The 22,935-nt window shown below is 52.7% G+C and carries 24 protein-coding genes and 2 tRNA genes; 13 read left to right on the top strand and 13 right to left on the bottom strand.

Features of this window, described 5'->3' with window-relative positions:
* Positions 1 to 103 precede the first annotated feature (103 nt).
* The 6 genes from FY034_RS15250 to FY034_RS15225 all read left to right on the top strand — a co-directional run bounded on the left by FY034_RS15250 (position 104) and on the right by FY034_RS15225 (position 5,014).
* The gene (locus FY034_RS15250) at positions 104 to 1,627 is read left to right on the top strand and encodes a VCBS repeat-containing protein (RefSeq protein ID WP_265552044.1); all 1,524 of its coding nucleotides are present in this window, start codon (positions 104 to 106) and stop codon (positions 1,625 to 1,627) included.
* Positions 1,628 to 2,917: an ATP phosphoribosyltransferase regulatory subunit gene (locus tag FY034_RS15245; RefSeq protein WP_416222787.1), complete on the top strand. Its 1,290-nt coding sequence runs from the start codon at positions 1,628 to 1,630 to the stop codon at positions 2,915 to 2,917. It abuts the gene before it with no gap.
* Positions 2,918 to 2,939: 22 nt separating this feature from the next.
* Complete coding sequence (locus FY034_RS15240; protein WP_265552041.1) at positions 2,940 to 4,232, top strand: adenylosuccinate synthase; 1,293 nt, start codon at positions 2,940 to 2,942, stop codon at positions 4,230 to 4,232.
* A gap of 47 nt (positions 4,233 to 4,279) precedes the next feature.
* A tRNA-Lys gene (locus FY034_RS15235) sits at positions 4,280 to 4,355 on the top strand.
* A gap of 6 nt (positions 4,356 to 4,361) precedes the next feature.
* A tRNA-Glu gene (locus FY034_RS15230) sits at positions 4,362 to 4,439 on the top strand.
* Positions 4,440 to 4,594: 155 nt separating this feature from the next.
* Positions 4,595 to 5,014 (top strand): hypothetical protein, encoded by a 420-nt coding sequence (locus FY034_RS15225; protein ID WP_265552039.1) that lies wholly within the window; start codon positions 4,595 to 4,597, stop codon positions 5,012 to 5,014.
* 45 nt (positions 5,015 to 5,059) lie between these two features.
* On the opposite strand, the gene FY034_RS15220 is transcribed toward FY034_RS15225, so the two are convergent.
* The 5 genes from FY034_RS15220 to hemE all read right to left on the bottom strand — a co-directional run bounded on the left by FY034_RS15220 (position 5,060) and on the right by hemE (position 9,014).
* Entirely contained in the window at positions 5,060 to 6,364 is a 1,305-nt protein-coding gene (locus tag FY034_RS15220) for a pyridoxal phosphate-dependent aminotransferase (protein ID WP_265552038.1), read from the bottom strand.
* 225 nt (positions 6,365 to 6,589) lie between these two features.
* On the bottom strand, positions 6,590 to 7,180 hold the full coding sequence (locus tag FY034_RS15215; RefSeq protein WP_265552036.1) for a hypothetical protein: 591 nt from the start codon (positions 7,178 to 7,180) through the stop codon (positions 6,590 to 6,592).
* Positions 7,156 to 7,629 (bottom strand): WbuC family cupin fold metalloprotein, encoded by a 474-nt coding sequence (locus tag FY034_RS15210; protein WP_265552034.1) that lies wholly within the window; start codon positions 7,627 to 7,629, stop codon positions 7,156 to 7,158. Before FY034_RS15210 ends, FY034_RS15215 begins: the two co-directional genes overlap by 25 nt.
* Complete coding sequence (locus tag FY034_RS15205) at positions 7,626 to 7,985, bottom strand: VOC family protein (protein ID WP_265552033.1); 360 nt, start codon at positions 7,983 to 7,985, stop codon at positions 7,626 to 7,628. Before FY034_RS15205 ends, FY034_RS15210 begins: the two co-directional genes overlap by 4 nt.
* Positions 7,986 to 7,991: 6 nt before the next feature.
* Entirely contained in the window at positions 7,992 to 9,014 is a 1,023-nt protein-coding gene (gene hemE / locus FY034_RS15200) for a uroporphyrinogen decarboxylase (RefSeq protein ID WP_265552031.1), read from the bottom strand.
* Positions 9,015 to 9,155: 141 nt separating this feature from the next.
* On the opposite strand from hemE, the gene FY034_RS15195 reads away from it, so the two are divergent.
* From FY034_RS15195 to FY034_RS15175, 5 genes are read left to right on the top strand one after another with little or no spacing between them, the layout of a single operon-like run.
* On the top strand, positions 9,156 to 9,785 hold the full coding sequence (locus tag FY034_RS15195) for a paraquat-inducible protein A (RefSeq protein WP_265552030.1): 630 nt from the start codon (positions 9,156 to 9,158) through the stop codon (positions 9,783 to 9,785).
* Positions 9,786 to 10,421, top strand: a complete 636-nt coding sequence (locus tag FY034_RS15190; protein ID WP_265552028.1) for a paraquat-inducible protein A — start codon at positions 9,786 to 9,788, stop codon at positions 10,419 to 10,421.
* Entirely contained in the window at positions 10,418 to 12,085 is a 1,668-nt protein-coding gene (locus FY034_RS15185) for an intermembrane transport protein PqiB (RefSeq protein WP_265552026.1), read from the top strand. Before FY034_RS15190 ends, FY034_RS15185 begins: the two co-directional genes overlap by 4 nt.
* Positions 12,082 to 12,681, top strand: coding sequence for a PqiC family protein (locus FY034_RS15180; protein ID WP_265552025.1), 600 nt, complete (start codon positions 12,082 to 12,084; stop codon positions 12,679 to 12,681). The genes FY034_RS15185 and FY034_RS15180 overlap by 4 nt, the downstream gene beginning before the upstream one ends.
* An 8-nt stretch (positions 12,682 to 12,689) precedes the next feature.
* Positions 12,690 to 13,529 (top strand): S1 RNA-binding domain-containing protein, encoded by an 840-nt coding sequence (locus tag FY034_RS15175; RefSeq protein ID WP_265552023.1) that lies wholly within the window; start codon positions 12,690 to 12,692, stop codon positions 13,527 to 13,529.
* Between the two features lie 146 nt (positions 13,530 to 13,675).
* On the opposite strand, the gene FY034_RS15170 is transcribed toward FY034_RS15175, so the two are convergent.
* Positions 13,676 to 14,932 (bottom strand): MFS transporter, encoded by a 1,257-nt coding sequence (locus tag FY034_RS15170; RefSeq protein WP_265552021.1) that lies wholly within the window; start codon positions 14,930 to 14,932, stop codon positions 13,676 to 13,678.
* 124 nt (positions 14,933 to 15,056) lie between these two features.
* Here FY034_RS15170 and FY034_RS15165 point away from each other — a divergent pair, with 124 nt between their 5' ends.
* Positions 15,057 to 15,773: a hypothetical protein gene (locus FY034_RS15165; RefSeq protein WP_265552019.1), complete on the top strand. Its 717-nt coding sequence runs from the start codon at positions 15,057 to 15,059 to the stop codon at positions 15,771 to 15,773.
* A 200-nt stretch (positions 15,774 to 15,973) separates the two neighbouring features.
* Here FY034_RS15165 and FY034_RS15160 read toward each other — a convergent pair whose 3' ends face one another.
* Complete coding sequence (locus FY034_RS15160) at positions 15,974 to 16,327, bottom strand: hypothetical protein (RefSeq protein WP_265552016.1); 354 nt, start codon at positions 16,325 to 16,327, stop codon at positions 15,974 to 15,976.
* A gap of 375 nt (positions 16,328 to 16,702) precedes the next feature.
* Between FY034_RS15160 and FY034_RS15155 the strand changes: the two genes are divergently transcribed.
* Positions 16,703 to 17,878, top strand: coding sequence for a hypothetical protein (locus FY034_RS15155; RefSeq protein WP_265552014.1), 1,176 nt, complete (start codon positions 16,703 to 16,705; stop codon positions 17,876 to 17,878).
* Positions 17,879 to 17,918: 40 nt separating this feature from the next.
* Here FY034_RS15155 and FY034_RS15150 read toward each other — a convergent pair whose 3' ends face one another.
* The 6 genes from FY034_RS15150 to FY034_RS15125 form a co-directional block, all read right to left on the bottom strand.
* Positions 17,919 to 19,244 carry an ATP-binding protein gene (locus FY034_RS15150; protein ID WP_265552012.1) on the bottom strand — a complete coding sequence of 442 codons (1,326 nt, stop codon included), beginning with the start codon at positions 19,242 to 19,244 and terminating at the stop codon, positions 17,919 to 17,921.
* Positions 19,220 to 19,882, bottom strand: a complete 663-nt coding sequence (locus tag FY034_RS15145; protein WP_265552010.1) for a response regulator — start codon at positions 19,880 to 19,882, stop codon at positions 19,220 to 19,222. The genes FY034_RS15150 and FY034_RS15145 overlap by 25 nt, the downstream gene beginning before the upstream one ends.
* 4 nt (positions 19,883 to 19,886) lie before the next feature.
* Positions 19,887 to 21,104 carry an MFS transporter gene (locus FY034_RS15140; RefSeq protein ID WP_265552007.1) on the bottom strand — a complete coding sequence of 406 codons (1,218 nt, stop codon included), beginning with the start codon at positions 21,102 to 21,104 and terminating at the stop codon, positions 19,887 to 19,889.
* A gap of 10 nt (positions 21,105 to 21,114) precedes the next feature.
* Positions 21,115 to 21,816 (bottom strand): phosphatase PAP2 family protein, encoded by a 702-nt coding sequence (locus tag FY034_RS15135; RefSeq protein WP_265552004.1) that lies wholly within the window; start codon positions 21,814 to 21,816, stop codon positions 21,115 to 21,117.
* Positions 21,813 to 22,574, bottom strand: a complete 762-nt coding sequence (locus FY034_RS15130) for a hypothetical protein (RefSeq protein ID WP_265552001.1) — start codon at positions 22,572 to 22,574, stop codon at positions 21,813 to 21,815. The genes FY034_RS15135 and FY034_RS15130 overlap by 4 nt, the downstream gene beginning before the upstream one ends.
* Positions 22,575 to 22,672: 98 nt before the next feature.
* A complete protein-coding gene (locus tag FY034_RS15125) occupies positions 22,673 to 22,921 on the bottom strand; it encodes a hypothetical protein (RefSeq protein WP_265551997.1) in 249 nt (82 codons plus the stop codon).
* Between the last annotated feature and the right edge of the window lie 14 nt (positions 22,922 to 22,935).

Below are 22,935 nucleotides of genomic sequence, written 5' to 3'. Positions count from 1 at the left end.
TCAGAGGTGGTTATTGACGGTAGCAGCCTTTATTTTGACAGTAGCTGGGGGATGTGGCATACTCCTTCGACTTTTTATGCTTAGTGTAGAGGATGGGGGAACTATGAAGCGATTGATGCTGGTGATACTGCTGTTGTTGGTTACGATGCCTGCCTTTGGTGCTGCGCCGTTGCGGATATACGTGGGTGAATTTAATGCGGTTGGTGTAGCAGCCAAAGATGATACCAAGGTGGTTCTGCAGTCGCTGCTGGCCTCGCGCCTGAGTGATGGCAGTCTGCTGGCTGTCAGTGCTGTTGCTGAGGCAGATCTTGTGGTCAGCGGTACCTACATTGCCATTGGAAAACAATATAATATTGATGCCGTTGCTAAAACGGTGGCAGGCCAGACCGTCGTGCGTACCTTTGTGCAGGGTGAGGGTGGGCAGGATGCCTTGTTTGCAGCAACGGCGAAGCTTGCGGAAAAGCTGTCTGCTGAGCTTCAAAAACAACAGGCTGCAGGAGCAATACCCCGTGCGGCGCAGGTGCCTGTAGCATTGCCAGTGCGGACGGTAAACAATGACATTGTCCGGGCAACAGTGCCAGCTGCAAATGGCGACCTGCAGCATGTTACACAAGGGGACGTTATCCGCCCGCAGGCATTTTACCGTGGTGCTCCCAACAAAGGGGACGTTAAGCGATTGGATGGTATGTTTAATCTGCTGGCGATGGGCGGAACTGACAGCGGTGGAAAACGTCTGCTATTTATTGCTCAGGATCGGGCTGTGCAGCTGATACGTGAGGGTGACAATAGGCCGATCAGTGGGTTTGGTTTGGGAGTCAACGATAAGATTCTTAGCATTGATTATGTTGATCCTGCGGGCGCTGGTAACCCTGATTTGTATGTGACGGTGGTTAGAGGAGATGAGGTCGCTTCACAGGTCTGGGGGCTGAAGAACAATAAATTAATTAAGCTTGCTGACAATATCCCCTACTTTTTCCGGGCCATCGCCTTAGCCGGTGGTCAGCTCAAGTTGTATGCACAGGAGCAAGGACGCAAGGCGGATCGCTACTACGGTGATGTCTATGAAGTCGTGCGTGAAGGCACGCGGATTGTCAGAAAAACAAAGATTACAATGCCTCGTTATGGCAATGTCTATAGCTTTAACCAGTTCAAGCACCCCAGCGGTGAGTTGCTAACAGTAGTCTATCATGAAGAAAATTATCTTGTTGTGTATGATAAGGAGCAAAAAGAGCTGTGGCGCAGTAATGACGCTTTTGGTGGCTCTGAACTGTTCTATAAGGTGGAAGATGATGCAATGGTCAACCCAACCACCGACAAATACCGCTGGTTTTTTATGAATCAGCGTATTCTGGTGACCAAGCAGCAAGAGGTGTTGGTGGGTAAAAATGATGGTTTCTTTGTAATTGGGAATGCCCGTATGTATAAGAAAGGTGCCGTCTACAGCCTGTACTGGAACGGCGCTGCCTTGGAAGAGGTCTGGCGCACCAAGGATACCCAGAACTACATGCCGGATTTTGCTTTTGATGAGGCAAAGAGCGAGCTGCTGTTACTGCAGCTCACTCAGCGTGAAGATGTGTTGATGCGTACCAAGGGGGCAAGCGCCCTGCAGATCAAGAAGGTTGAGTAACTGAACGTGCACCATTTTGATACCAGCCTGCCCCGGGGCGTGGCTGATTACCTGCCGGCCAGTGCCACCCGCTTGTCCCTGCTTGAACAGCAGGTGCTGCAGGTGGCGACCTCCTGGGGGTTTCAGCAGATTCTCCCGCCAGCTCTTGAATTTGAAGACGTGCTTGCAATGGGGATGGGTGACGGGTTACGTGCCCGTACCTTTCGGTTTGACGACTGGCAGTCGGGACGCCTGCTGGCTATTCCTCCTGATATTACACCCCAGATTGCCCGGATTGTTGCAACCCGCCTGAAGGGACAGCTGCTGCCTTACCGGATAAGCTATGCCGGACGCGTACTGCGCCATGCCGAGCTGCAAAGCGGGCGCAACCGTGAGATTATGCAGGCAGGTGTTGAGCTGATCGGGCTTGATTCGCCCGAGGCCGATGCCGAGATGGTCGCCATGGCCGTTGAGGTGATGACCGCAGCTGGTTTGCACGATTTTAAGGTTGACTTGGGCCAGGTCGCTTTTTGCCAGGGCGTCTTTGAGGCCTCTGGTCTGCAGGGAGAGCCACTGCGCCTTATTCGACAGGCTATCGCACTGAAAGATGTCTCATCGGTGGAATTGTTGCTCAGGCACTATCCGGTGCCGGAAACGTCGCAACGTGAGCTGCTGGCGCTGCCGAGGTTGTTTGGTGGCTGTGAGGTGTTGGAAGAAGCAGCGCGGATAGTGCAGAATCAACGTTCAAAAACAGCCTTGCAGAATATTAAGGACGTAGTTGCAATCCTTGGCCTGCATGGTGTGAGCGAGTGCCTGACCATTGATCTTGGGGAAACCCGCGGACTTGATTATCACACCGGTCTGACCTTTGAAGGATTTGTCCCTGGCATTGGTGAGGCCGTGTTCAGTGGCGGCCGCTACGACGATCTGATCGGACGCTATGGCTTTGATGCTCCGGCAACCGGCTTTACCTGTAACCTTTTTAGTCTGATGCAGGCACTTGAACTGCAGGGGGCAAGGCCGCATGAGCAGCGTGATCTGCTGGTCTTTAATGGTGCTGACGACCGTAGTGAAGCGCTGGAGCTTTCTCGGGAGTTGCGTCAGCGTGGCTATGCTGTGGCCCGTGATATCATCAAGCGTGATCTTGATGCGTCATTGTGCTACGCTGCAGAGGCTGGGATACGGGCTGTGCTGGTAATCGGCAACAATCAGGATACACGGTCGACCTATCGACTGATACAGGCGACAGATAGAGCAGAGCAAGGCATAACGCGTGAACAGCTCTGGCAGCTGTTCCCTTCACGAAGCTAAACAATTCGGGAGTACATGGACAATGGCAAACGTAGTGGTGGTTGGTGCCCAGTGGGGCGATGAGGGCAAGGGTAAGGTCGTTGATATCTATACCGAGTATGCAGACGAGATTGTCCGCTATCAGGGCGGGAACAACGCCGGGCATACACTGGTGGTTGGCGAAGAGAAAGTGGTGTTGCACCTGATCCCTTCTGGGGTGCTGCATGCCGGCAAGCGTTGTGTGATTGGTAACGGTGTGGTGCTTGATCCTGAAGTGTTTATCATGGAAGTCAAGCGCCTGCAGGCGGCAGGCCGTCTGCAGGATGACAGCGCTTTGCTGTTGTCCGAGTCTCTGCATATTATTATGCCGTATCACAAGGCGATTGATATTGCCCGCGAGGCCAAGAGCGGCGACAAGAAGATCGGCACCACTGGTCGCGGCATCGGGCCTTGCTATGAAGACAAGATCGGTCGCCGTGGTATCCGGTTGATGGACTTGATTGATCCGGTGGCGTTCAGTCGTAAACTGCGTGAGAACCTTGAAGAGAAAAATGCCATCCTGGAACGGCTCGGTGAAGAGCCTCTGGGGTATAATGAGATTTATCGTACCTATCAGGATTTTGCCGAAATTCTGAAAAAGTATATGGCCGATACCTCACTGGTGCTGTCAAAATCAGTTGCTGCCGGTAAAAAGCTGCTTTTTGAAGGAGCCCAGGGCACCTTGCTGGACGTTGATCATGGTACCTATCCGTTTGTTACCTCTTCTTCCACCTGTGCTGGTGGTGCTGCAACCGGTACCGGTGTTTCTCCCCGCGAAATCCATGAGGTGGTGGGGATTTCAAAGGCATACGTGACCCGCGTGGGCAGTGGCCCGTTCCCTACGGAGCTGCTGGATGAAACCGGTGAAAAATTGCGCCAGGTCGGTGGCGAGTTCGGCGCAACAACGGGGCGTCCACGTCGTTGCGGCTGGTTCGATGCCATGGTGATCCGTTATGCGGTGCGTATTAATGGACTGACCGGTATTGCCCTGACTAAGCTGGATGTGCTCAGCGATTTTGAGACAATTAAAGTTTGTACCGGGTATCGTTTTGAAGGCCAGGAGCTTGAAACCCTGCCGGCAAAGCTGGAAACCTTTGAAAATTGTGAGCCGGTCTATGAAGAGTTGCCGGGCTGGCAGGTTGATATTACCGGTGTCCGGTCATACGATCAACTGCCTGAAAATGCTAAGAAATATGTCAAGCGACTGGAAGAGTTGGCGGGTTGTCCGATCGTGATGGTCTCGGTTGGTCCCCGTCGCGATCAGACCATGATGATAAAAAATCCGTTTGGTGAATAAAAAATATTGACATCGTCACGCTTTCTGTTGTAAATAGAGATTCCTTTGAGCCGCTAGCTCAGATGGTAGAGCACCTGACTTTTAATCAGGTGGTCGTTGGTTCGATCCCAACGCGGCTCACCATCATGCGTCCCCATCGTCTAGCCCGGCCCAGGACACCGCCCTTTCACGGCGGCGACGCCGGTTCAAATCCGGCTGGGGACGCCAAACAAAATCCCGGACACTGTCCGGTTGAGCACAGAAGCCCGCGATCATTCGCGGGCTTTTCTGTTTTGAATGGTTTTGCTGTGTGTGACGTTGCTTGATCAAGGATAGCTGCCTGGCTGAGAGGATGGCGGGGGAACGCTCAAGAGAGGGCTTGCATGTCAGTATTCGAGTTTCTGGTCGATTTTTGTGCTGCAGCCAAAGAGCTCTTCCTGTTATGCCTGGAGCTGTTCATTGGGGTACTGAAGGCCTGCCTGCTTGCCTTGAATGAAATCCTTTTTGTCTTTCCTCAGGCCTATGTCTTTTGGGGGATGATTGCGCTGGTGTTGGTGCTGATCATGGGAGATACCATGAACAAGGCGCTGCAGGAGGATCAGAAGAGGCAGGAGCGTGAATACCGGCGACAACTGAAAATCAGGCAGGAGCTTGAGGTGCTGCAGGCAGAACGAGAGCGGAAACGTCAGGCTGTCGAGGAACGGGCGCAGCAGATCAGGCAAAGCCTCCGGTTGCCGGTTGGGGTTATAAAACAGCAGCAGCTGCTGAAACACCATAAAAAAACATCCCAGCGACATCGCTGAGCGAGCATTAAAAAGGGGAGGCCTGTGAGGCCTCCCCTTGCGTGTTTATGATGCCAGATATTCCTTGATTTTGCTGGCCAGTGTTCTGTAGATCTGCTCCGTTTCAAGCGGGTCGCGTTCAAGCAAGGTAACCCTGAAGCCCTGCAGGCTGGTGGCAAAAGACGAAAGCGGCACGGTGCAGATACCGGTTGCTGCCAGCGTATAATACACAAAACGCTTATCCGCTGAGACCCCCGGCTGGTTAACCAGCGATTCCACCAGCTCACGCACTTCCTGGTTTTCAATAGGCAGTGACTGCTTGTTGTTCAGCATCCCTTCCTTGAAGGCAACAGCCATGTAAAAGGCACCGTTGGTGCGGTTGACCAACAGTTCAGGCACCTCTTTCAGATAGTTGTAGGTGATGTTACTGGACTTCTCGTACAGGCTGATCCGTTCCTTGAGGTAGATCTGGTACTGGGGGTGCTGCATAATGGCCGGGATGACGGTCTGGGGCAGCGTGGTGGAGCAGACTTCGTTCATCTTGCTGGTCAGAATCAGGTTGATGTACTTGCGAAACTGCTCATCGCTTTCGCCGTTATAGACCTCAATCCAGCCACAACGTGAGCCGGGCCAGGGGAACTCCTTGGAAATACCTTTCAGGGAGATGGCCGGGACGTCGCCAATCACATCACTGATCGGTACGGTCTGCTCACCGTTGTAGACAATGTTATTGTAGACTTCATCGGCAATGATGAAGAGTCCAAACTCCCTGGCAACGGCCACAATCTGCTGGAGCAGTTCTTTGCTGTATACCATGCCGGTCGGGTTGTCGGGGTTGATGATCATGATAGCGCAGACCGAGGGGTTGTTCTCAACCTGGCTGCGTAGTTCATTCAGGTCAGGGCGCCAGCCGTTTTCCGGGTCGAGCCGGAAGTGCAGGGAAGGGGCATTGGCATGTCCGATTTCACCCAGGGTGTGGGTCGTATACGAAGGAGAAGGCATCAGGACGCGGGCCTCCGGGGTCAAGCAACCGTAAAGCTTGGCAATGGCATCCCCCAGGCCATTGAAAAAAATGATATCGTCCGGGGTGATCTGTGCCCCGCCACGCTTGTTGGTGGTCGCGCAGATGAACTCACGGGTCTTCAGCACGCCGCGGGTGTGGCAGTAGCCCCAGGTCTCGTTGTCCATCACCGCAGCTGAGACGATTTCTTTCATCCAGCTCGGGATCTGTTCCCCCTTGACAATCGGGTCGCCGATGTTTTCCCAGTTGATGCTTACGCCGCATTTCTGCAGCTTTTCAGCAACGTTGACGATGTTCCTGATTTCATAGGTCAGTTCACCGGTTCCTGCTGGCACAAGTTGCACACGCATGATTTGCTTTCTCCTTTAGCACGTTATGGCGATTAAAACGAAAACAGCCGCAGGCTGCATGCCTACGGCTGTTCAGTAACGGGTGTGTCGAAACGATCAGCGGGCAGCAGTGATCTCCGCGGCTGCGTTTGCCGCGGCGATGATAGCTCGTGCTGCTACGATGAAAGTAATCTTAGAATTCATAAATGGTATTCTTAGCACGTGCAGCCACAGGGCGTCAACGGATTATTTGGCCAGGGGGACATCGAAACCGACCAGCAGGCGTCCATCACTGTCGCGCCATCTGATCCAGCCGGCACTGTTCTGGTCAAGCAGGACATATGCCCAGTCACCTTGCGCCAGAATAATCTTCATCGGCTGTTTTGGTTTAAGCGGGGTGCCTTCTGCTGCCCCGGGCCGCGGCAGCACCTGAGTCATTTTTTTGGGGCTATTGCGAAGAAATAGCGCCAGTTTGCCTTTCAGGTACTGTTCCCACGGGGTGTAGATCCAGCGGCGTTCCTGCATGATCCAGCCGCTTCTACCGGCGTCATCATGTTCCACCTCAAGCCAGTCACCCTTGCGGGCGGTTACGAGCAGCGAAGGGGATAGCTCTTCCCCAAAAAGCCAGCCGTTCAGTTCCTTGATGGCCGTTGTTTCAACTTTACAGCAACGTCCAATGCCTGGATCGCTATAAAGTCGAATTGCATCAGTCACACCAACAGAGGAGATCTGCAATACGCCGATACCGCTGTAAGGGCGCATTTTAGGGGTAGCCAGAACCGTAGTGGTACTGACAAACAGTATAAGAATAATCAGGGTGAGTTGAAAAGGGCGCATAGCTGTTGCAGGTAGGCAGTTGAGCTGGAATCTGTGTCTGAGGGAGCCCAGGAAGCGACCTCTGCCTGAGTAAAGGGGATATAAGGGCCTGCCTTGGCCTCAAAAAAGATCGTGCCAGGTACAAGGCTGGCAGCAGTATGAAAGATCCCGTGGGGAATCGTGATAACTGTCTGGTCAGTGCCTGCAACCAGTAGTGCCGTTTCAGTTACGTTACCGGAAGCGTCAAAACAGATCACCCCCAACCGCCCTCTCAGTAGGACAAAGGTTTCATCCTTTTCCGAGTCAAGGTGGCAATGGGGGCGGATATATGAGCCAGGCTCAATGGCATTCAGCAGACGATGGCAGGCAGATTCATTGGCGGGATGAAAGTTGTGATTCATCCGCAGGCGAGGAGACGTTCTTGCCTTTTCGGTCAACTGATCCAGCAACTGGCAATCGACGGTGATCATTTAGGCATTTCTACCAGGGCAAACTGGTTACCGTCCGGATCTGCCACTACCGCCATCTTGCCCCAGGGGGACTCTTCCAACGGTTCAATAAAGGTTGCACCGCCAGCTTTCAGGCGCTCACAGAGCTTGTCAATTCCCTTTACATTCAGTGAAATGCCGGTATAACGTCCAACCAGCACCTTGGCATCATCCTGCAGCGCCAGTGCAATACCAAGGGTGGTAGCGGAGCCGGGGAAAAATTCCATCATCATCTGACTCTCACCGGCCAGGGGTAGTCCCAGCAGATCTGCATAGAAGGTCTTAGCCTTTTGCAGGTCAGTCACAAACAGTACGATATTCTTCATGGAAACGGACATGGGCGCTTACCTCTGTGAAAGTCTGTGTACGCAGTCAACCATAAACTTGGCGTTTTCTGGCGGTACGGTGGGCAGAATGCCATGGCCCAGGTTAAAGATGTGGCCCGGGCGGCCGGCGTTTTCATCCAGCACCCGTTTAACTTCCTGTTCAATGACGGCATGGGGGGCATAGAGTGTGGTGGGGTCAAGGTTGCCCTGTACTGCCATCTCTGGTCCCAGAGTATCGCGGGCAGTGCCAAGATTGATATGCCAGTCTAGACCCATGACATCGCCGCCGGCCTTTTGTACAACAGGCAGCATGGTGCCGGAACCTTTCACAAAATGGATGACCGGTGTTTCCTTGCGATTCAGGCCGTTGATCAGTTTTGTGGTGTAGGGCAGAACATATTTTTCATAGTCGGTGGGTGAAAGCACCCCGCCCCAGGTGTCAAAGATCTGGATTGCCTGGGCACCGGCCTTGATCTGGGCATTCAGGTATTCCATATCCATCATGGTCACCTTTTCCATCAGGGCGGCATAGACCTCAGGCGCGGCATACATCATCCGTTTGATGGTGGCCCAATCTTTGGAGCCTTTGCCTTCCACCATGTAGCAGGCCAGAGTGAACGGTGCACCACCAAAACCGATCAGTGGTACCTTGCCAGCCAGTTCCTTGCGCAGGATCTTGATCGCCTGTAGCACATAGGGAACGTCGTTCTCAGGGTCAGGAATACGCAGCTTCTCCACATCAGCCATGCTGCGAACCGGATTTTCAAAGACCGGCCCTGGTACGAAGTCCAGCTTCAGTCCCATTGGCTCCACCGGGGTCAGGATGTCCGAGAACAGGATGGCAGCATCCACCCCCAGAATATCAACCGGCTGAATAGTAACCTCAGCAGCCAGCTCAGGAGTCTTGCACAGTTCAAGAAAGCTGCAGCGTGAGCGGACAGCCATATACTCGGGCAGATAACGGCCAGCCTGACGCATCAACCAGACCGGGGTGCGGTCCACCGGTTTGCCCCAACAGGCATCAAGAAAACGATTGTTCATGGTATATACCTCGCAGATCTGGAAACGGCGGCACTATAGCATTATCAACTGTATTCGTGCCACAAAAAAGCCGTTCAAGCGCACTATGCAGAGCGCTACGACTGATTGACTTTCTCTGGCGGTCGTTTATAGTTTTTTTCTATGCCTGCACCCCATACAACATTGATAGCCTGCCCGGAATGTGATCTGCTGCTGCGTGAAATTCCATTGCCTCCAGGCCGGTCTGCCTGTTGCCACTGTTGTGGTGCAACGCTGTACCGGAATCTTCCCGACAGTGTTAACCGCAGTCTGGCGCTCACCCTGGCTGCTGCCATCCTGTATCTGATTGCCAACTCCTTTCCTATTCTAGGGATTAATCTGCAGGGCAACGGTAATGCAGTCACCCTGCTGCAGGCAGTCCACGACCTCTGGAATCAGGATATGCCGTTGGTCTCCAGCCTTACTTTTGTCACCGCCATTTTCGTACCGGCCCTGGAGCTATGCTTGATGCTCTATCTGCTGCTGCCCTTGTACCGCGGGCATCTATTGCCAGGAACCAGTCAGGTGATGCGGCTGTTACAGGTCATTAAACCATGGGGGATGATTGAGGTATTTATGCTGGGAATCCTGGTTTCGTTGGTCAAGTTGGTGCAGGATTTCAAGATTATACCGGGAGTGGCGCTCTGGTCCTTCGGTGGATTGACCCTGCTGCTGGCAGCACTGGCCTCATCGTTTAATCCGCGGGATGTCTGGTCGCACCTTGACGTGAAACAGCGCAGGGAGGGTGTATAGATGGACTGGCCCGGCAGGTCAGCAGCAGGTCAGGGCTTTTGCTCCTGTCATGTCTGTGGTCTGGTGTCCAAACTGGAACAGGATGATCTTGCGGCACGCTGCCCTCGTTGCACTACACGGCTTCACTTTCGTAAACCGGATAGTCTGCACCGTTGCTGGGCTTTTCTGATCGCAGCATATATTCTCTATATTCCGGCAAACCTGATGATTATGATGGAAACCGGCACCCTGATCAGTTATCGCAAGGATACCATCCTCAGCGGCGTGATCCATCTCTGGCATAACGGTAATCCAGGTATAGCCGTGATCGTCTTTATTGCCAGTATTCTGGTGCCGCTGTTCAAGCTGGTGGTTTTGACGCTGCTGCTTGTCTCTGTCCGGCGTGGATCAACCTGGGGAATTAAGCACCGGATCCTGCTCTACCGGATTGTTGAGCTGGTGGGCCGCTGGTCCATGCTGGATATTTTTGTGGTAACACTACTGGCTGCTCTGGTACAGATCCAGTCGTTTGCAACCGTCAGGGCTGGTACCGGAGCCATCGCCTTTGGTGCGGTAGTGGTATTAACCATGTTTGCCGCCATGGAGTTTGACCCGCGTTTGATGTGGGACCCGCTGAGAAAAGAGAGAGAATTATGAGTGAAACAGCCACTAATCAACAGACTGAGCAGCCGGCTGACATTCCTGATGCCATTATTGATCGTCGCCGTCGCAGCTCATCACAACTGATTTGGCTCATCCCGATTGTTGCGCTGATCGTCGGTCTTTCGCTGGCAGTCAAGGCTTATGTGGAGAAAGGGCCGGTGATCACCATCAGCTTCAAGAGTGGTGAGGGGATCGAGGCAGGCAAAACTAAAATCAAGTATAAGGATGTCCAGATCGGTCTGGTCAGATCAATCACCATTGCCAAGGATCGTTCCAGTGTGCTGGTTACGGCAGATCTGGCTAAAGAAGCGGAAGGCTTTCTCAAGACAGATACCCGTTTCTGGGTGGTGCGCCCCCGGATTACCGGCAGCAGCATCTCTGGCCTGGGCACCCTGACTGCAGGGTCTTATATCGGTATGGATGTGGGTAAGTCAAAGGAAGATAAGACCGCCTTTACCGGATTGGAGACGCCACCGGTGGTTACCATGGATATGCCGGGCCGCCAATTTGTGCTGCACGCTACTGATGTTGGGTCGCTCAGTGTCGGTTCTCCTCTCTTCTACCGGCACCTGCAGGTGGGAGAGGTGGTCTCTTCTGATCTGGACAAGGACGGTGAGACTGTTACGTTAAGAGTTTTTGTGCGGTCACCCTACGATGCGTTTGTGAGAAACAGCACCCTTTTCTGGCATGCCAGCGGCATTGATTTTAAGCTGGATGCTAATGGGATGACGGTTAATACTGAATCACTGCTCTCCATTGTGATGGGAGGGATCGCCTTTCAGACCCCTGATGATTTTGATGAGGCGCCCCAGGCTGAGCAGGGCAGGAGCTTTACCCTGTTCAGCAACAAGGATGAAGCGTTGAAACGTCCTGATAGTATTGTTGAAAATTATATGCTGGTGTTCAAAGAGTCGGTGCGTGGCCTGTCGGTTGGTGCACCGGTGGACCTGCGTGGCATCACGGTGGGTGAAGTCACCAAAATCAAGGCTGAACTGGATCCATCAAGTAAAAATGTGACCATGGCGGTCCAGATCCGGTTCTATCCTGAGCGGATCAAGCCCCGTTCCCAGGCATCCACCGACCAGAAATCAATCATAGACTCCCACAAGCTGCTGGATGCCATGGTGAAAAAAGGTTTTCGGGCACAGCTGAAAAGTGGCAGCCTGCTCACAGGTCAGCTCTATGTGGCGCTTGATTTCTTTCCTGAAGCAGCACCAGCCAGAATCAACTGGAATCGAAATCCTGCCCTACTACCCACCATTGGTGGCAATATGGCGCAGTTCCAAACCTCTCTGATGAAGATCGTTCAAAAGCTTGAAAAAATGCCCCTTGAGGAGCTGACCGGTGATGCTCGCAAGACCGTACAGTCTCTGGATGCTACGCTGAAGAGCGCAGATAAGCTGTTGAAGAATATTGATACGTCGGTGGTGCCGGAAACACGGCTGATGATGGAGGATGTCCGCAAGACCCTGGATGGTGCCAACAAGGCGTTGGCAGAGGTCAAACAGACCATGTCGGCTGATGCACCACTTCAGGTTGACCTGCGTGATACCCTGCGTGAACTGGGGCGGGCTGCCCAGTCGTTGCGGGTACTGGGTGATTATCTGGAGCGTAATCCTGAAGCCCTGCTTCGTGGCAAAAAGGAGGATCTGCGATGAGTGTCAAACAGTTACTCGTCACTATGGTTTGCGGCCTGTCTGGTCTGCTTATGTTGGCCGGTTGCGGAAGATCTCCCCAAACCTCTTTTTATGCCTTGACGCCGCTGGTGACAGAGGTGACAGCTCCCAAGCTGGAAGGTCCCAGCATTGCCATTGCATCAGTAACATTGCCCGAGCTGGTGGATCGACCCCAACTTGTGGTGCCTGATGCAGGGACACGGGTTGCCATTCTGGAAAGCCATCGCTGGGCAGAACCGTTGAAGTCGGCTATTCCGCGCTTGCTGGCAGAAAATATCTCTCGTTTAATGAACAGTGCCCGGATATCTGCCTATCCTCAGCATGCTGCAAACAGTACAGACTATCGGCTGTTTGTGGATTTTCAGCGTTTTGAGCTGCTAGGCAGCAGAGTGGTGGTTGATGCATTATGGGAGATCCGCAGCGCAAAAGGTGCGAAGTCGTTAACCGGTCGTGCAAAGCTGCTTGAACCGATTGGCTCAACTGACCATGAAGCTGTGGTAGCCGGCTACAGCCGGGCACTGGCAACCCTGTCCAAAGAAATTGCCCAATCCCTTCGTAACCTGCAAACAAAGGAATGAGAGACGCTATGTCGTTAATTGGTCAGTACAGCCGCCTTACAATAGCCAGAATTACCCCTTCAGGTGCTTTTTTAGCCTCAGAAGAAGGAGATATCCTACTGCCGGGCAAGTTTATCCCTGAAGGTGCCAGGATCGGCACCGAGCTGGAGGTGTTTGTCTATCTTGATTCAGAGGATCGGCCGGTGGCAACGGTGCAGAAGCCGTTTGCTGTGGTGGGGGAATTTGCCCTACTCACGGTTAAGGACACCAACGCCAAGGTCGGCTCCTTTCTGGATTGGGGGCTAGACAAAGACCTGTTGCTCCCTTTTGGTGAACAGCTTGCCCCGGTAAAAAAGGGGGAGCAGGTACTGGTCTGTCTCTACCAGGACAGCAGTGGCAGGATTGCAGCCTCTGCCCGGCTGGACCGGTTTTTGAGGCCTGCCGACGCTGCGCTGGCTGAAGGGGATGGGGTGGATCTATTCATCTATGCCTACACGGATCTGGGGGCCAAGGTGGTGGTTAATAACCGCTACGCCGGGATGCTGTTTCGCAATGAACTGTATGCCAAGCCCAAGGCAGGTGAAAAGCTGCGAGGCTATGTGAAAAAGATCCGGGACGGCGGCAAGATTGATATCACTCTGCGTAAGGGGGGCGCCCAGGAGGCGCAGACTGATCGGGATCTGGTCCTGGCTGCGCTGACCAATGCCACAGACGGATTTCTGCCCTTAAACGATAAAAGCAGCCCAGAGTCTATCTCCGCGCTGCTGAAGGTAAGTAAGAAGAGCTTTAAAAAAGCGGTGGGCGGGCTGTACCGCGAAGGGCTGATCTCCATGTCTGACGACGGTATCAGGCTGAAATCGGTGCCGTGATCTACGTTTTGACAAGGTAACATTTGAAAGACTGTTCCGATTTCAGATCAAGGATGAAATCAAGGCGGCAAGGAGGAGGCGACGCAGGCGTACCAAGCAGTACGTTGAGGAGCCGACGACGATAGCACCTTGATCTGGAATCGGAATCAAAGAAATTCCTCAAAGTAGTCCAGATCCTTGTGAAAGGTTTCCTCCAGCCGCCAGAGTGAGAACAGGGCGATCGCCATGGTCAGGCAGCCAACCATGATCGCCCCCTGCTGCAGGCCAAAATGGTTGCGAAAATACAGAAATAGCATGGTGATCGGCACGGTCATCCCCCGTACAAAGTTGGGAACCGAGGTGGCTACCGTGGCTCGCAGGTTGGTGCCGAACTGCTCCGCAGCAATGGTAACAAAGATGGCCCAGTAGCCGATACCGAACCCAAGCAGACCGCAAATTCCGTAAAATGCCTCAGCGCTGACGCCACCAGCCATAAAGTAAATCACAACTGCTGCTGCGGTGATGATCAAAAACAACAGCACAACCTTTTTACGGCTTTTGAGCAATTGGCTCAGAATACCGCTCAGCAGGTCGCCAGCCACCAGGCCCAGATAACAGTACATCACCGCATTGCCTGCTGATATTGTCCCGGTTACTCCCAGCAGTTTGGCAAACTCAGGCGAAAAGGTAATCAGCACCCCCACCACAAACCAGGAAGGCAGGCCGATCAGGATCGAGTGCAGAAAACGGCCAAAACGATCACGGCTGGTAAAGAGCGACAGGAAGTTGCCCTTGCTGACCTGCTCCTGCACCTTCATGGTGCTGAACATGCCGGATTCAACGACCCCGAAACGCAGGGCCAGCAGGCAGAGTCCTAGTATGCCGCCGATAATAAAGGCATTGCGCCAGTCAAAATTCTTGGCCACAAAGTTGGCTAAAATAGCTCCGGAAACCCCCACCGAGGCAACGATCATGGTGCCGTAGCCCCGCACGGTCTTGTGCAGCACCTCGCTGACCAGTGTAATCCCTGCACCAAGCTCGCCTGCCAAGCCAACACCGGCGATGAAGCGCAGGGTGGCATAGGCACCAATTGAATCAACAAAACCATTGGCAAAATTGGCCATTGAATAGAGGAATATTGAACCGAACATGATTTTAAGTCGCCCTTTACGGTCCCCCAACACTCCCCAGAGAATGCCACCCAACAGCATGCCAACCATCTGCATATTCAGCAAAAATACTCCCTGATCAACCAATCCCTTGCCGGACAACCCCAGTGCCTTCAGGCTGGGAACCCGTACAATGCTGAACAGCACCAGATCGTAGATATCCACAAAATAGCCCAGAGCAGCAACAATAACCGGCAGGCTAAAGATGGTGCTGAAAACTGGAATGGTGGCATCAGGCGGGTTCGTTCCGTTCATGGAGGTGCTCCTGTGTCTGGTCGTTAATTATTTTTAGGTAGTGGAGGCTGTAAAATTTTGTAACTATGCTATGGTAACTTCATACAAAATATTTGGGATGTTAACAATGTCTAAAGGAGGGAAAATGGTCGCCAAAAAAATGAATCTACTGTTGGTCTTTTTGTGCTGTTTGGTGCTGGTGCCCCTGAGTGCATGGGCTGGTGGAGTGCCTTGTGCTTCCTGGAAGGATGCCGAGATGTCTCTTCGCAAGGCATGGGCAAAGGGATATCCTACTGAAAAGATCCTCTCGATTGTGCAGGATGGGGAACCGTCAAGTTATGACAAGCTTAAGAGTACCGGCCAGACAAAAATTGATGCCCATGGTGATAAATGGGAGTTTTATGCCAAAAACAGCTATTGCAGGGTGCCGGCCAAGGTGACGGTTCGACAGTCCAGCGGCCAACGGGTTTTCAGTGTCTCGGCGATCTATCGCAAATCAGGAAAAGGTTTTGTATTTGATGATATGGGGGTAGGACAATCGTCAGCAGTAGCTCCGTCTGCTCAACAGGCACCCTCCAAGGATGAGTTTAAAAAAATGATCGCCGCTTACTGGTTGGAACTGCATCCAGAGACTAAGGTTGAAACAGTCAAAGCAACAGATGCAGAATACAAAAATGACAGCAGTACCGGTCGTTGGTGGTACAATATTGGGGCAGATATCTATATTGTTAGCGAGAATGGTGCTAGGCAGAAATGTTCCAATGACTACACAACGCTTTACAAAGGTGAAAAGGGGAAAGAGGGGGTAGATGCCAGCGGTCCGTGGAAAGTTTACTTCCTTGATGATCCCAGTTGTCGTTGATATTTCTTGAGGTTAGTAAAAAGCCCTCGGATCTTGCTGATCCGGGGGCTTATGGGGGTGTCCATAACATTGGTCTGTAAGTAAATAATAATAAATAATTATTTGTATTGCATCTAGCTTGGTACCGCCAAAAATACCGTAAAAAGCTTTAATTGAATCATATCTCGATTCTGAAATCGGTAATCTACATAGTAAGATATCTAGGGGATAGTCAAGATAAAGCTGCAGAACCAAGAGTGTTTTCCCGCCCCCATCACCCCCATCACCCCCATCACCCCCATCACCACCATCACCACCATCACCCCCATCACCCCCATCACCCCCATCACCCCCATCACCCCCATCACCCCCATCACCCCCATCACCCCCATCACCCCCATCACCCCCATCACCCCCATCACCCCCATCACCACCATCACCACCATCACCACCATCACCACCATCACCACCATCACCACCATCACCACCATCACCACCGTCACCACCGTCACCACCGTCACCACCGTCACCACCGTCACCACCGTCACCACCGTCACCACCGTCACCACCGTCACCACCGTCACCGCATATTAAACGGTCATATTTCTAACAGTCTTAAATCACAGTGAATATGTGCTTGTTTGAGTACGTTTAATGTGTGTTCTTGGAAGCTGGCGAACCGCTGTGGACACAACAATGATCATAATTAAAGGAGCTAAATTTTTTAGGAATCGGCGAGTACTAGGATGGCTATACGTGGTTTATTGCCACTTCTCAGGTCACCTGAGGTGGTTCGCCGGTTGGCAAATATTGTGGGTAATAATCGGTTAACAATATGTGGCACCTTCAAGCCAGGACTCAGTCTTTATAAGTCCGAGTCCCGTGCATATTTTGGAGGCGCGTACAGGTGTAATTTAAAGTGGTTTTGTGCAAGTTGCGCAGAGAAGGCAATGGCTGTAAGTGTTTACGAAATCAAATGTGCGGAGGAGGCATGTAAAGCCAGGGGAGGGCAGCGGGCAATGCTTAGCCTAACCGTACCGCATGATTCCGGAGAAAGTTTATCTGAAGTGTTTTTGAGGTTGAGCAAAATAAAAAAACAGATGTTTCTATTACGGTCATGGCGGAAATTGAGCAATTGCCTCGATGGGGCAATTACTGTGCTCCACATATTACACGGGAAAAACGGATGGCATCCGCACATTCATATGCTTCTGTTTTTTAAGCCAGAATCGCCTGTTCCGGAGGAGTCGGAGGTCAGTAACATTTGGTTAACGGCTATGCTTAAGCAAGGGCTAGATGTTAGTTTTGATCATTCAGCTAGTTTCAAATTGTTCGAATCTGACAATACAGTAGGCTACTATCTTTGTGGTCTAAATGATAAAAAAAATAAGGGAAGAAATATATTTGAGATCATCGCTAGTGCTATTTTAAAGAATAATTACTCAGACTTAAATCTCTTGCAAGAATATGCCTTGGCTGTAAAAGGCAGGCATAATGTTTCGTGGTCGAAAGGATTGCGCCGCCTGAGCGGGTTGCAAGAAAAAAAGGGAAATACAGAAATGAAACGTGATCTAATTGCTTCTTTGTCAGCCGCCGACTGGAAAGCAATCGATTATGCTGGATGCAAAGTGTACTTGCCTTCTGTCTATACTCAATATGGAGATGAGGCTTTTCAGGCGGAACTGTATAACATACAGGACGCATACATAAACAAAGTGGCCTTCTATAAAAAATATATAATTGATTCTATCGCCACAACCAGTAGCAGCGTTGAGAAAAAAACAGAATTAATTCCAATGGACTCCAAATTTAATAAACAGGAGCGGGAGAAACAGCTCCACAGGGAACGTCAAAAAAGATATAGAGAAAAACAGAAGCTTAAAAAAAACAGTATGATAGCTAAAGATAAGCTTGGTGATGTTACTGGAACTAAAGTTGGATGCGGACTGTCGCCTAGAATGATATCTGCCTTGGAAAAGGGATTGAATGGGTCAAGGCTTGCCCGGCAAGGTATGAAAATTTGTGAAGATGGTGGGATTACTAATAGCCATGGTGATAAGCTTTTTTCGCCGGCTTTCGTGACTGCAATTAAGGCTATTTTGGTCGGAAATCGAGCACGTATGTAAATAGTTTTAAACCGGCGTAATGTGTACTAACAGAGCTAAGTCAAGAAGGTTGCTGATAACAGAATCGGCTCCCCAGTCCACCTGCTCGGTTACTCAGCTCAACTGTCCCTCCCAGGCGCTCGGCAATGCTTCGGACAATAGCCAGCCCCAGGCCACTACCGGATTCTCTGCTTCCCAGAACCCGGTAAAATGGTTCAAAGATCCGTTCTGCCTCATCAGGTGGAATGCCGGGGCCGCTATCCACCACCATAAAAACGGTCTGACCGCTTTCCTGATAGATACTCACATCAACCGTCCCGCCCTGTGGTGTGTAGCGCAGGGCATTGTCAACGGCATTGCGCACAAGCATGCGCAACTCTTCCGGTGGTGCCATAACAGGGGTAGGTTCAAAGCGTTTGCTACCAAAATCAATCTGTTTGGACACGGCAAACGGCAGATATTCTTCCATCTCGTGCCGAACCAGCTCATCAAAACGGATAGCTTGGGCCTGTGAACTACCGTTTTGGCTCCGAGCGAGATTAAGCAATTGCTCAAGCAGCTTGGTGGTACGCCCCAGACCAGCTTTAAGCTGTAGAACACGAGCTGATGTCTCGGCTGACAAGGGCGTATGTTCAAGGTTTTCAGCCTGCACGGTCATTGCAGTGAGTGGTGAGCGTAGTTCATGGGCAGCATCGGCAATGAAACGACGCTGCTGAGCCAGCGCACCATCAATACGCTGCATCAGGCGATTGATAGCAGTTACAAACGGCTCTATTTCTGAGGGCACCTCCTGCGTAGAGATTTCAGACAGATTGCCGTCATGCCGCTGGTCCAACTGTTCTGCCAACACAACGATCGGGGTCAAAGACCGCCTGATAATCCAGGATGCGAGAAAAGCCAATGTTGGAACCAATAGCAGTATCGGCAGTAGCGTACGCAGACCACTGTCTCTCGCTATCTCATTCCGAACAGAGGTCATTTGAGCAGTAGCAATCCGCTCTCCAGTAGGCAGTGTATTTACGAAAAGACGCCAGTCTACACCCCTGCTCTTCAAGGTCAGGAATCCTTCAGGCAGATTGATCGGCAGTTTTTCAAGGCTGGTATTCTTTGCATTTGCCCCTAACTGGCAAATAATCATCTGCGCATCAGGATCGTTACGGTCAACGTTCCCGACTGGTCCTAACAGCAGATCTGATGCTTTGCCTGAACGTTCCACAAGCAGTGAGACCTGACGGAGTTGCTCATCCTGTAGTTCCTGAGCTTCTCGAAAGGCAAGAACAAAAGAAACACCCCCTGCTGCCAGACTACTGACAATGGTTACCCCGGCGATCCAGTACAACAGCCTGCGCTGCAGAGATCTGTTTATTGGTTGCGGTCTACCATCCATCCTATTCCTCGCACATTTCGGATAACGTCACTTCCCAGTTTTTTTCTGACAGCGTGAATAAGAAATTCAACTGCGTTGCTTTCCACCTCTTCATTCCAGCCGTAGATGCGAGTTTCCAGTTCATCACGGGACAGGATGGTGCCGGGTCGTAGTAATAATGCTTGCAGCAAGGAAAACTCCCGAGCGCTCAGACGACAGCGTCGTTCGCCATAGGTTGCTTCTTTGGTGGTTGGATCAAGGGTCAGCAGGCCGTTACTCAGCAAGGGGCTGCCGCTGCCGGCCTTGCGCCGGACAACAGCCCGCATTCTGGCCAGCAACTCACCAACGGCAAACGGCTTGACCAGATAATCGTCGGCACCGAAGTCGAGACCGCGAATCCGGTCTTCGACAGCATCTCGGGCCGTGACAATCAATACCGGCGTGGCACTACCGTCCGCCCGCATCCGCTGCAACACCAGCAAGCCGTCCTGTTTAGGCAACCCCAGATCCAGTACGACCAGTTCATACTCGCCGGTCTCCAGGGAGTCAGAGGCTGAGATGCCATCCTGCACCCAGTCCACCGCATAGGCGGCATCCTTCAGCGCCTGAGATACGGCCTCACCAATCATCAGGTCATCTTCAATCAAGAGGATACGCATAAAATCATCCCTGTGCCCTTGCCGTAAGCTTTGCATCTGTTTGCCGGGCAAGCAGTATGAACAGTGCCACGCCGCAAAATAATGCCCCTGTCAGAAAGGTTGCCGGAGCGCCGATCTTCTGCCACACCAAGCCGGCCACTGCGCTGGCAACCAGCATGGCAATGCCGCTTACCAGATTAAAAAAGCCATATGCGGTGCCATACAGATCAGGCGGGGCCGTGTCTGCGACCATGGTAGCGAGCAATCCCTGGGTTATCCCCATATGCATGCCCCAGAATGCAACGCCGGTTAGCACAAAGCCCCAATGGGCGTCAAGGGCCAGGATGATGTCTGCGGCAATCAGGACGAGCAGACCGATTCCCAGCAGCTTTGCGTGACTCATGCGATCAGAAAGCCGTCCACACGGATAGGCGGAGACCGCATAGACCAGGTTCATCGCCACCATGACCAGCGGGGTAAAGGCCAGCGGCATGCCGGTCTGGCTTGCACGTAGGACCAGAAAGGCTTCGCTGAAACGCGCCAGGGTAAAGATTGCACCAATAACGACTACCCACCAGTAACGCTTGCTTAAACGCCGCAGGTTTTCTTTTTTGATCGGGTTGCTGCGTTTGTCGGGTGCAGTGCCGCCGTGCGGCTCACGCAGGCCGAACACCAGCAGTCCAACCGCAAGGCATCCCGGAATCACGGCAACCCAGAATACCGCCCTGAAGTTGTTGTTCCAGGCCAGCATCAGAGCAACTGCCGTAAGCGGCCCGAGAAAGGCGCCAACCGTGTCAAGGGACTGCCGCAGACCAAAGGCAGCGCCACGCAGCGAGGCCGGTGTCATGTCGGCCACTAGTGCGTCACGCGGGGCACCTCGAATCCCTTTGCCGATCCGGTCGAAGAAACGGGCTGCCAGAACAACCGTCAGCGATGGCGCTAGAGCGAAAAACGGCTTGGTGATGGTACCCAAGGCATAGCCCAGTACAGCGAGCAGTTTGCGTCTGCCAAGCCAGTCGCTCACGACACCGGAAAATATCTTGACGATCAGGGCGGTCGATTCGGCGACTCCTTCAACAAGGCCGATGGAGAAGGCTCCCGCACCAAGTACCTGGGCCATGAACAACGGCAGCAGGCTGTGAATCATCTCGGAAGAGATGTCCATCAGCATACTGACAAAACCAAGGATCCAGACGCCGGCTGGCAGTCGGGAAACCGGTCTGTTCTGCTGGTCATGGGGCATCAAGGTGACCTCATTGCTGTAATGCGCAACAGCTGTTTGTTTCGCTTTCCTGGTCAGGCAGCAGAAACGCAGCCAATGCCAGAGCGCTCAACCATACTATACCCCATGCCCAGAGAATATCACTCAGGAAATGGCCCCCTTGGGCAAGCCTGGCATAGCTCATCAACAGACCAAATGTCATGCCACCAAACAGCCAGCGTTGTGCTACACGCGGTTTACGTCTGCGATAGATGAAATAGGGGGCTGCCAGATAAAAGGCTGCCGAGCCGTGGCCGCAGGGAAAGGAGCGTCCATCGCCGTTGATTCTAGGTTGCCAGGGTTGCATAAAGGCCTTTGTGCCGCCAAACTGGACCAGTTCACGTGGACGAGGCCGCCCCCAATGGTCTTTGAAGGTGGCATTGACCAGCAGCCCCGGACCCAATGCCAGCAGCAGTACCAGAAAGGCCCCCTGCCGCCGCCAAACACGCCAGTCTGGTCTGTAATAGCTGTAGCAGGCTGCAAAGAGACCGAAAATTGCAACAGCCAGGGCAGGATAACGGTCAAGGCGGTAGAGCAGCTTCCAGGGGAACTGTTCTCCTGTCGGCCAACCTCCAGACCGGTAAAAGTGGGAGGCAACCGTCAGGTCGGCGCCGGTTGCGGCGATCAGGGCTGTCCCAGCCACCAGCACTGCCAGGACAAGCCAGACCTCCCGCCATACCCGTGAATGGTTCAATGTTGTTTCTCTGCTGCCCGTTGCGGTAAGGCAAACAGGCTGATCAGAATGAACGCCAGCAGCACGGCTGAGGCTGAATAGCGGCTGAGCGCCAGTCCACCGGCACTGACCGGCTTGTCCAACAGATCACCAACCACAGCCCCCAGCGGGCGGGTCAGGATAAAGGCGGCCCAGAATAAGGTGGTGCGTGAGATACTGGTCCAGTAGTAGGCTGCCACGATGACAACCAGCAGCATGCCGAAGACCAGAGCGCCCTTGGTATAGCCCAACCCGGCGCTGTCTGCTGTCCAGTCACCCAGGGCCGTGCCCAGGGTCTGTGAGAACATGATGGTGACCCAGTAGAACAGCTCAGCTTTTTTAGTGTATATCGTATCCACCGAGATCGAACCCATGCTGCGGTGCCAGACAAAGAGCGAGCCAAGCAACAGCAGGAACAGTAGTGAACTGCCGCCGGCGTAGCCGATCCCCAGGGAGCGGTCGGCAAAATCAGCTAGGGTGGTGCCGACCGTGGTGGTGGCAATGATGGTGCTCCAGTATAAAAGCGGCTGATAGCGTTTGGCCGAGACCTGGGCGGTGACGGCAACGGCAAACAGTACGGCAAAGATGCCGGTACTGAGCAGGTAACCCAGCTGCATCGACATGGAAACAGCATCCCCACCGGTCTCTCCCAGAGTGGTTGCCGCTATCTTTATAAGCCAAAAGACCAGCGCGACTGCCGGTACCTTGATGAGTTGTTCCTCCGCTTTTACGTTTATCATCGTGTTGCTCCTTATACCATTTTCGGGCCGGTGAGGCGCCGTCGCAACGCTGTGCGACTCCTGTATATGAAAAAGGTTTTGCTGTCTTTCGTCCCTGTCTAGCGTTGACCTTTGGTTTTTTCAGCAGCCTTGGCTGCCGGACTTTCCGTTGCTTCTTCTGATGCACTGTAGCCAGGTGAGTTCATCAGCATTGCCTGCTTTGAGATGGTAACGCTGTCAGCTTTAGCTTTTGCAGCCGTAGCTGCTTTGGCAGTCTGTGCGGTTTCCTGTGTTTGCTCAGGTTGTGCCTGCTGTGTCTGCTGAGCCTGGGTTGCTGCGGTGTTATTTGCTACTGGTTGGATGGTCATTGGTTTCACCTCCT

Origin of the sequence: Trichlorobacter lovleyi, from assembly GCF_015239775.1 — a bacterium.
Lineage (GTDB): Bacteria > Desulfobacterota > Desulfuromonadia > Geobacterales > Pseudopelobacteraceae > Trichlorobacter > Trichlorobacter lovleyi_B.
This window is presented reverse-complemented; position numbering and strand designations above follow the sequence as displayed.

What these genes read in the sequence shown, in the direction of transcription:
- FY034_RS15250 (WP_265552044.1), top strand. Translation starts at nt 104, where the DNA reads ATGAAGCGATTGATGCTGGTGATACTGCTGTTGTTGGTTACGATGCCT.
- FY034_RS15240 (WP_265552041.1), top strand. Translation starts at nt 2,940, where the DNA reads ATGGCAAACGTAGTGGTGGTTGGTGCCCAGTGGGGCGATGAGGGCAAG.
- FY034_RS15225 (WP_265552039.1), top strand. Translation starts at nt 4,595, where the DNA reads ATGTCAGTATTCGAGTTTCTGGTCGATTTTTGTGCTGCAGCCAAAGAG.
- FY034_RS15220 (WP_265552038.1), bottom strand. Translation starts at nt 6,364, where the DNA reads ATGCGTGTGCAACTTGTGCCAGCAGGAACCGGTGAACTGACCTATGAA.
- FY034_RS15215 (WP_265552036.1), bottom strand. Translation starts at nt 7,180, where the DNA reads ATGCGCCCTTTTCAACTCACCCTGATTATTCTTATACTGTTTGTCAGT.
- FY034_RS15210 (WP_265552034.1), bottom strand. Translation starts at nt 7,629, where the DNA reads ATGATCACCGTCGATTGCCAGTTGCTGGATCAGTTGACCGAAAAGGCA.
- FY034_RS15205 (WP_265552033.1), bottom strand. Translation starts at nt 7,985, where the DNA reads ATGTCCGTTTCCATGAAGAATATCGTACTGTTTGTGACTGACCTGCAA.
- hemE (WP_265552031.1), bottom strand. Translation starts at nt 9,014, where the DNA reads ATGAACAATCGTTTTCTTGATGCCTGTTGGGGCAAACCGGTGGACCGC.
- FY034_RS15195 (WP_265552030.1), top strand. Translation starts at nt 9,156, where the DNA reads ATGCCTGCACCCCATACAACATTGATAGCCTGCCCGGAATGTGATCTG.
- FY034_RS15190 (WP_265552028.1), top strand. Translation starts at nt 9,786, where the DNA reads ATGGACTGGCCCGGCAGGTCAGCAGCAGGTCAGGGCTTTTGCTCCTGT.
- FY034_RS15185 (WP_265552026.1), top strand. Translation starts at nt 10,418, where the DNA reads ATGAGTGAAACAGCCACTAATCAACAGACTGAGCAGCCGGCTGACATT.
- FY034_RS15180 (WP_265552025.1), top strand. Translation starts at nt 12,082, where the DNA reads ATGAGTGTCAAACAGTTACTCGTCACTATGGTTTGCGGCCTGTCTGGT.
- FY034_RS15175 (WP_265552023.1), top strand. Translation starts at nt 12,690, where the DNA reads ATGTCGTTAATTGGTCAGTACAGCCGCCTTACAATAGCCAGAATTACC.
- FY034_RS15170 (WP_265552021.1), bottom strand. Translation starts at nt 14,932, where the DNA reads ATGAACGGAACGAACCCGCCTGATGCCACCATTCCAGTTTTCAGCACC.
- FY034_RS15165 (WP_265552019.1), top strand. Translation starts at nt 15,057, where the DNA reads ATGGTCGCCAAAAAAATGAATCTACTGTTGGTCTTTTTGTGCTGTTTG.
- FY034_RS15155 (WP_265552014.1), top strand. Translation starts at nt 16,703, where the DNA reads ATGGCTGTAAGTGTTTACGAAATCAAATGTGCGGAGGAGGCATGTAAA.
- FY034_RS15150 (WP_265552012.1), bottom strand. Translation starts at nt 19,244, where the DNA reads ATGGATGGTAGACCGCAACCAATAAACAGATCTCTGCAGCGCAGGCTG.
- FY034_RS15145 (WP_265552010.1), bottom strand. Translation starts at nt 19,882, where the DNA reads ATGCGTATCCTCTTGATTGAAGATGACCTGATGATTGGTGAGGCCGTA.
- FY034_RS15140 (WP_265552007.1), bottom strand. Translation starts at nt 21,104, where the DNA reads ATGCCCCATGACCAGCAGAACAGACCGGTTTCCCGACTGCCAGCCGGC.
- FY034_RS15130 (WP_265552001.1), bottom strand. Translation starts at nt 22,574, where the DNA reads ATGATAAACGTAAAAGCGGAGGAACAACTCATCAAGGTACCGGCAGTC.
- FY034_RS15125 (WP_265551997.1), bottom strand. Translation starts at nt 22,921, where the DNA reads ATGACCATCCAACCAGTAGCAAATAACACCGCAGCAACCCAGGCTCAG.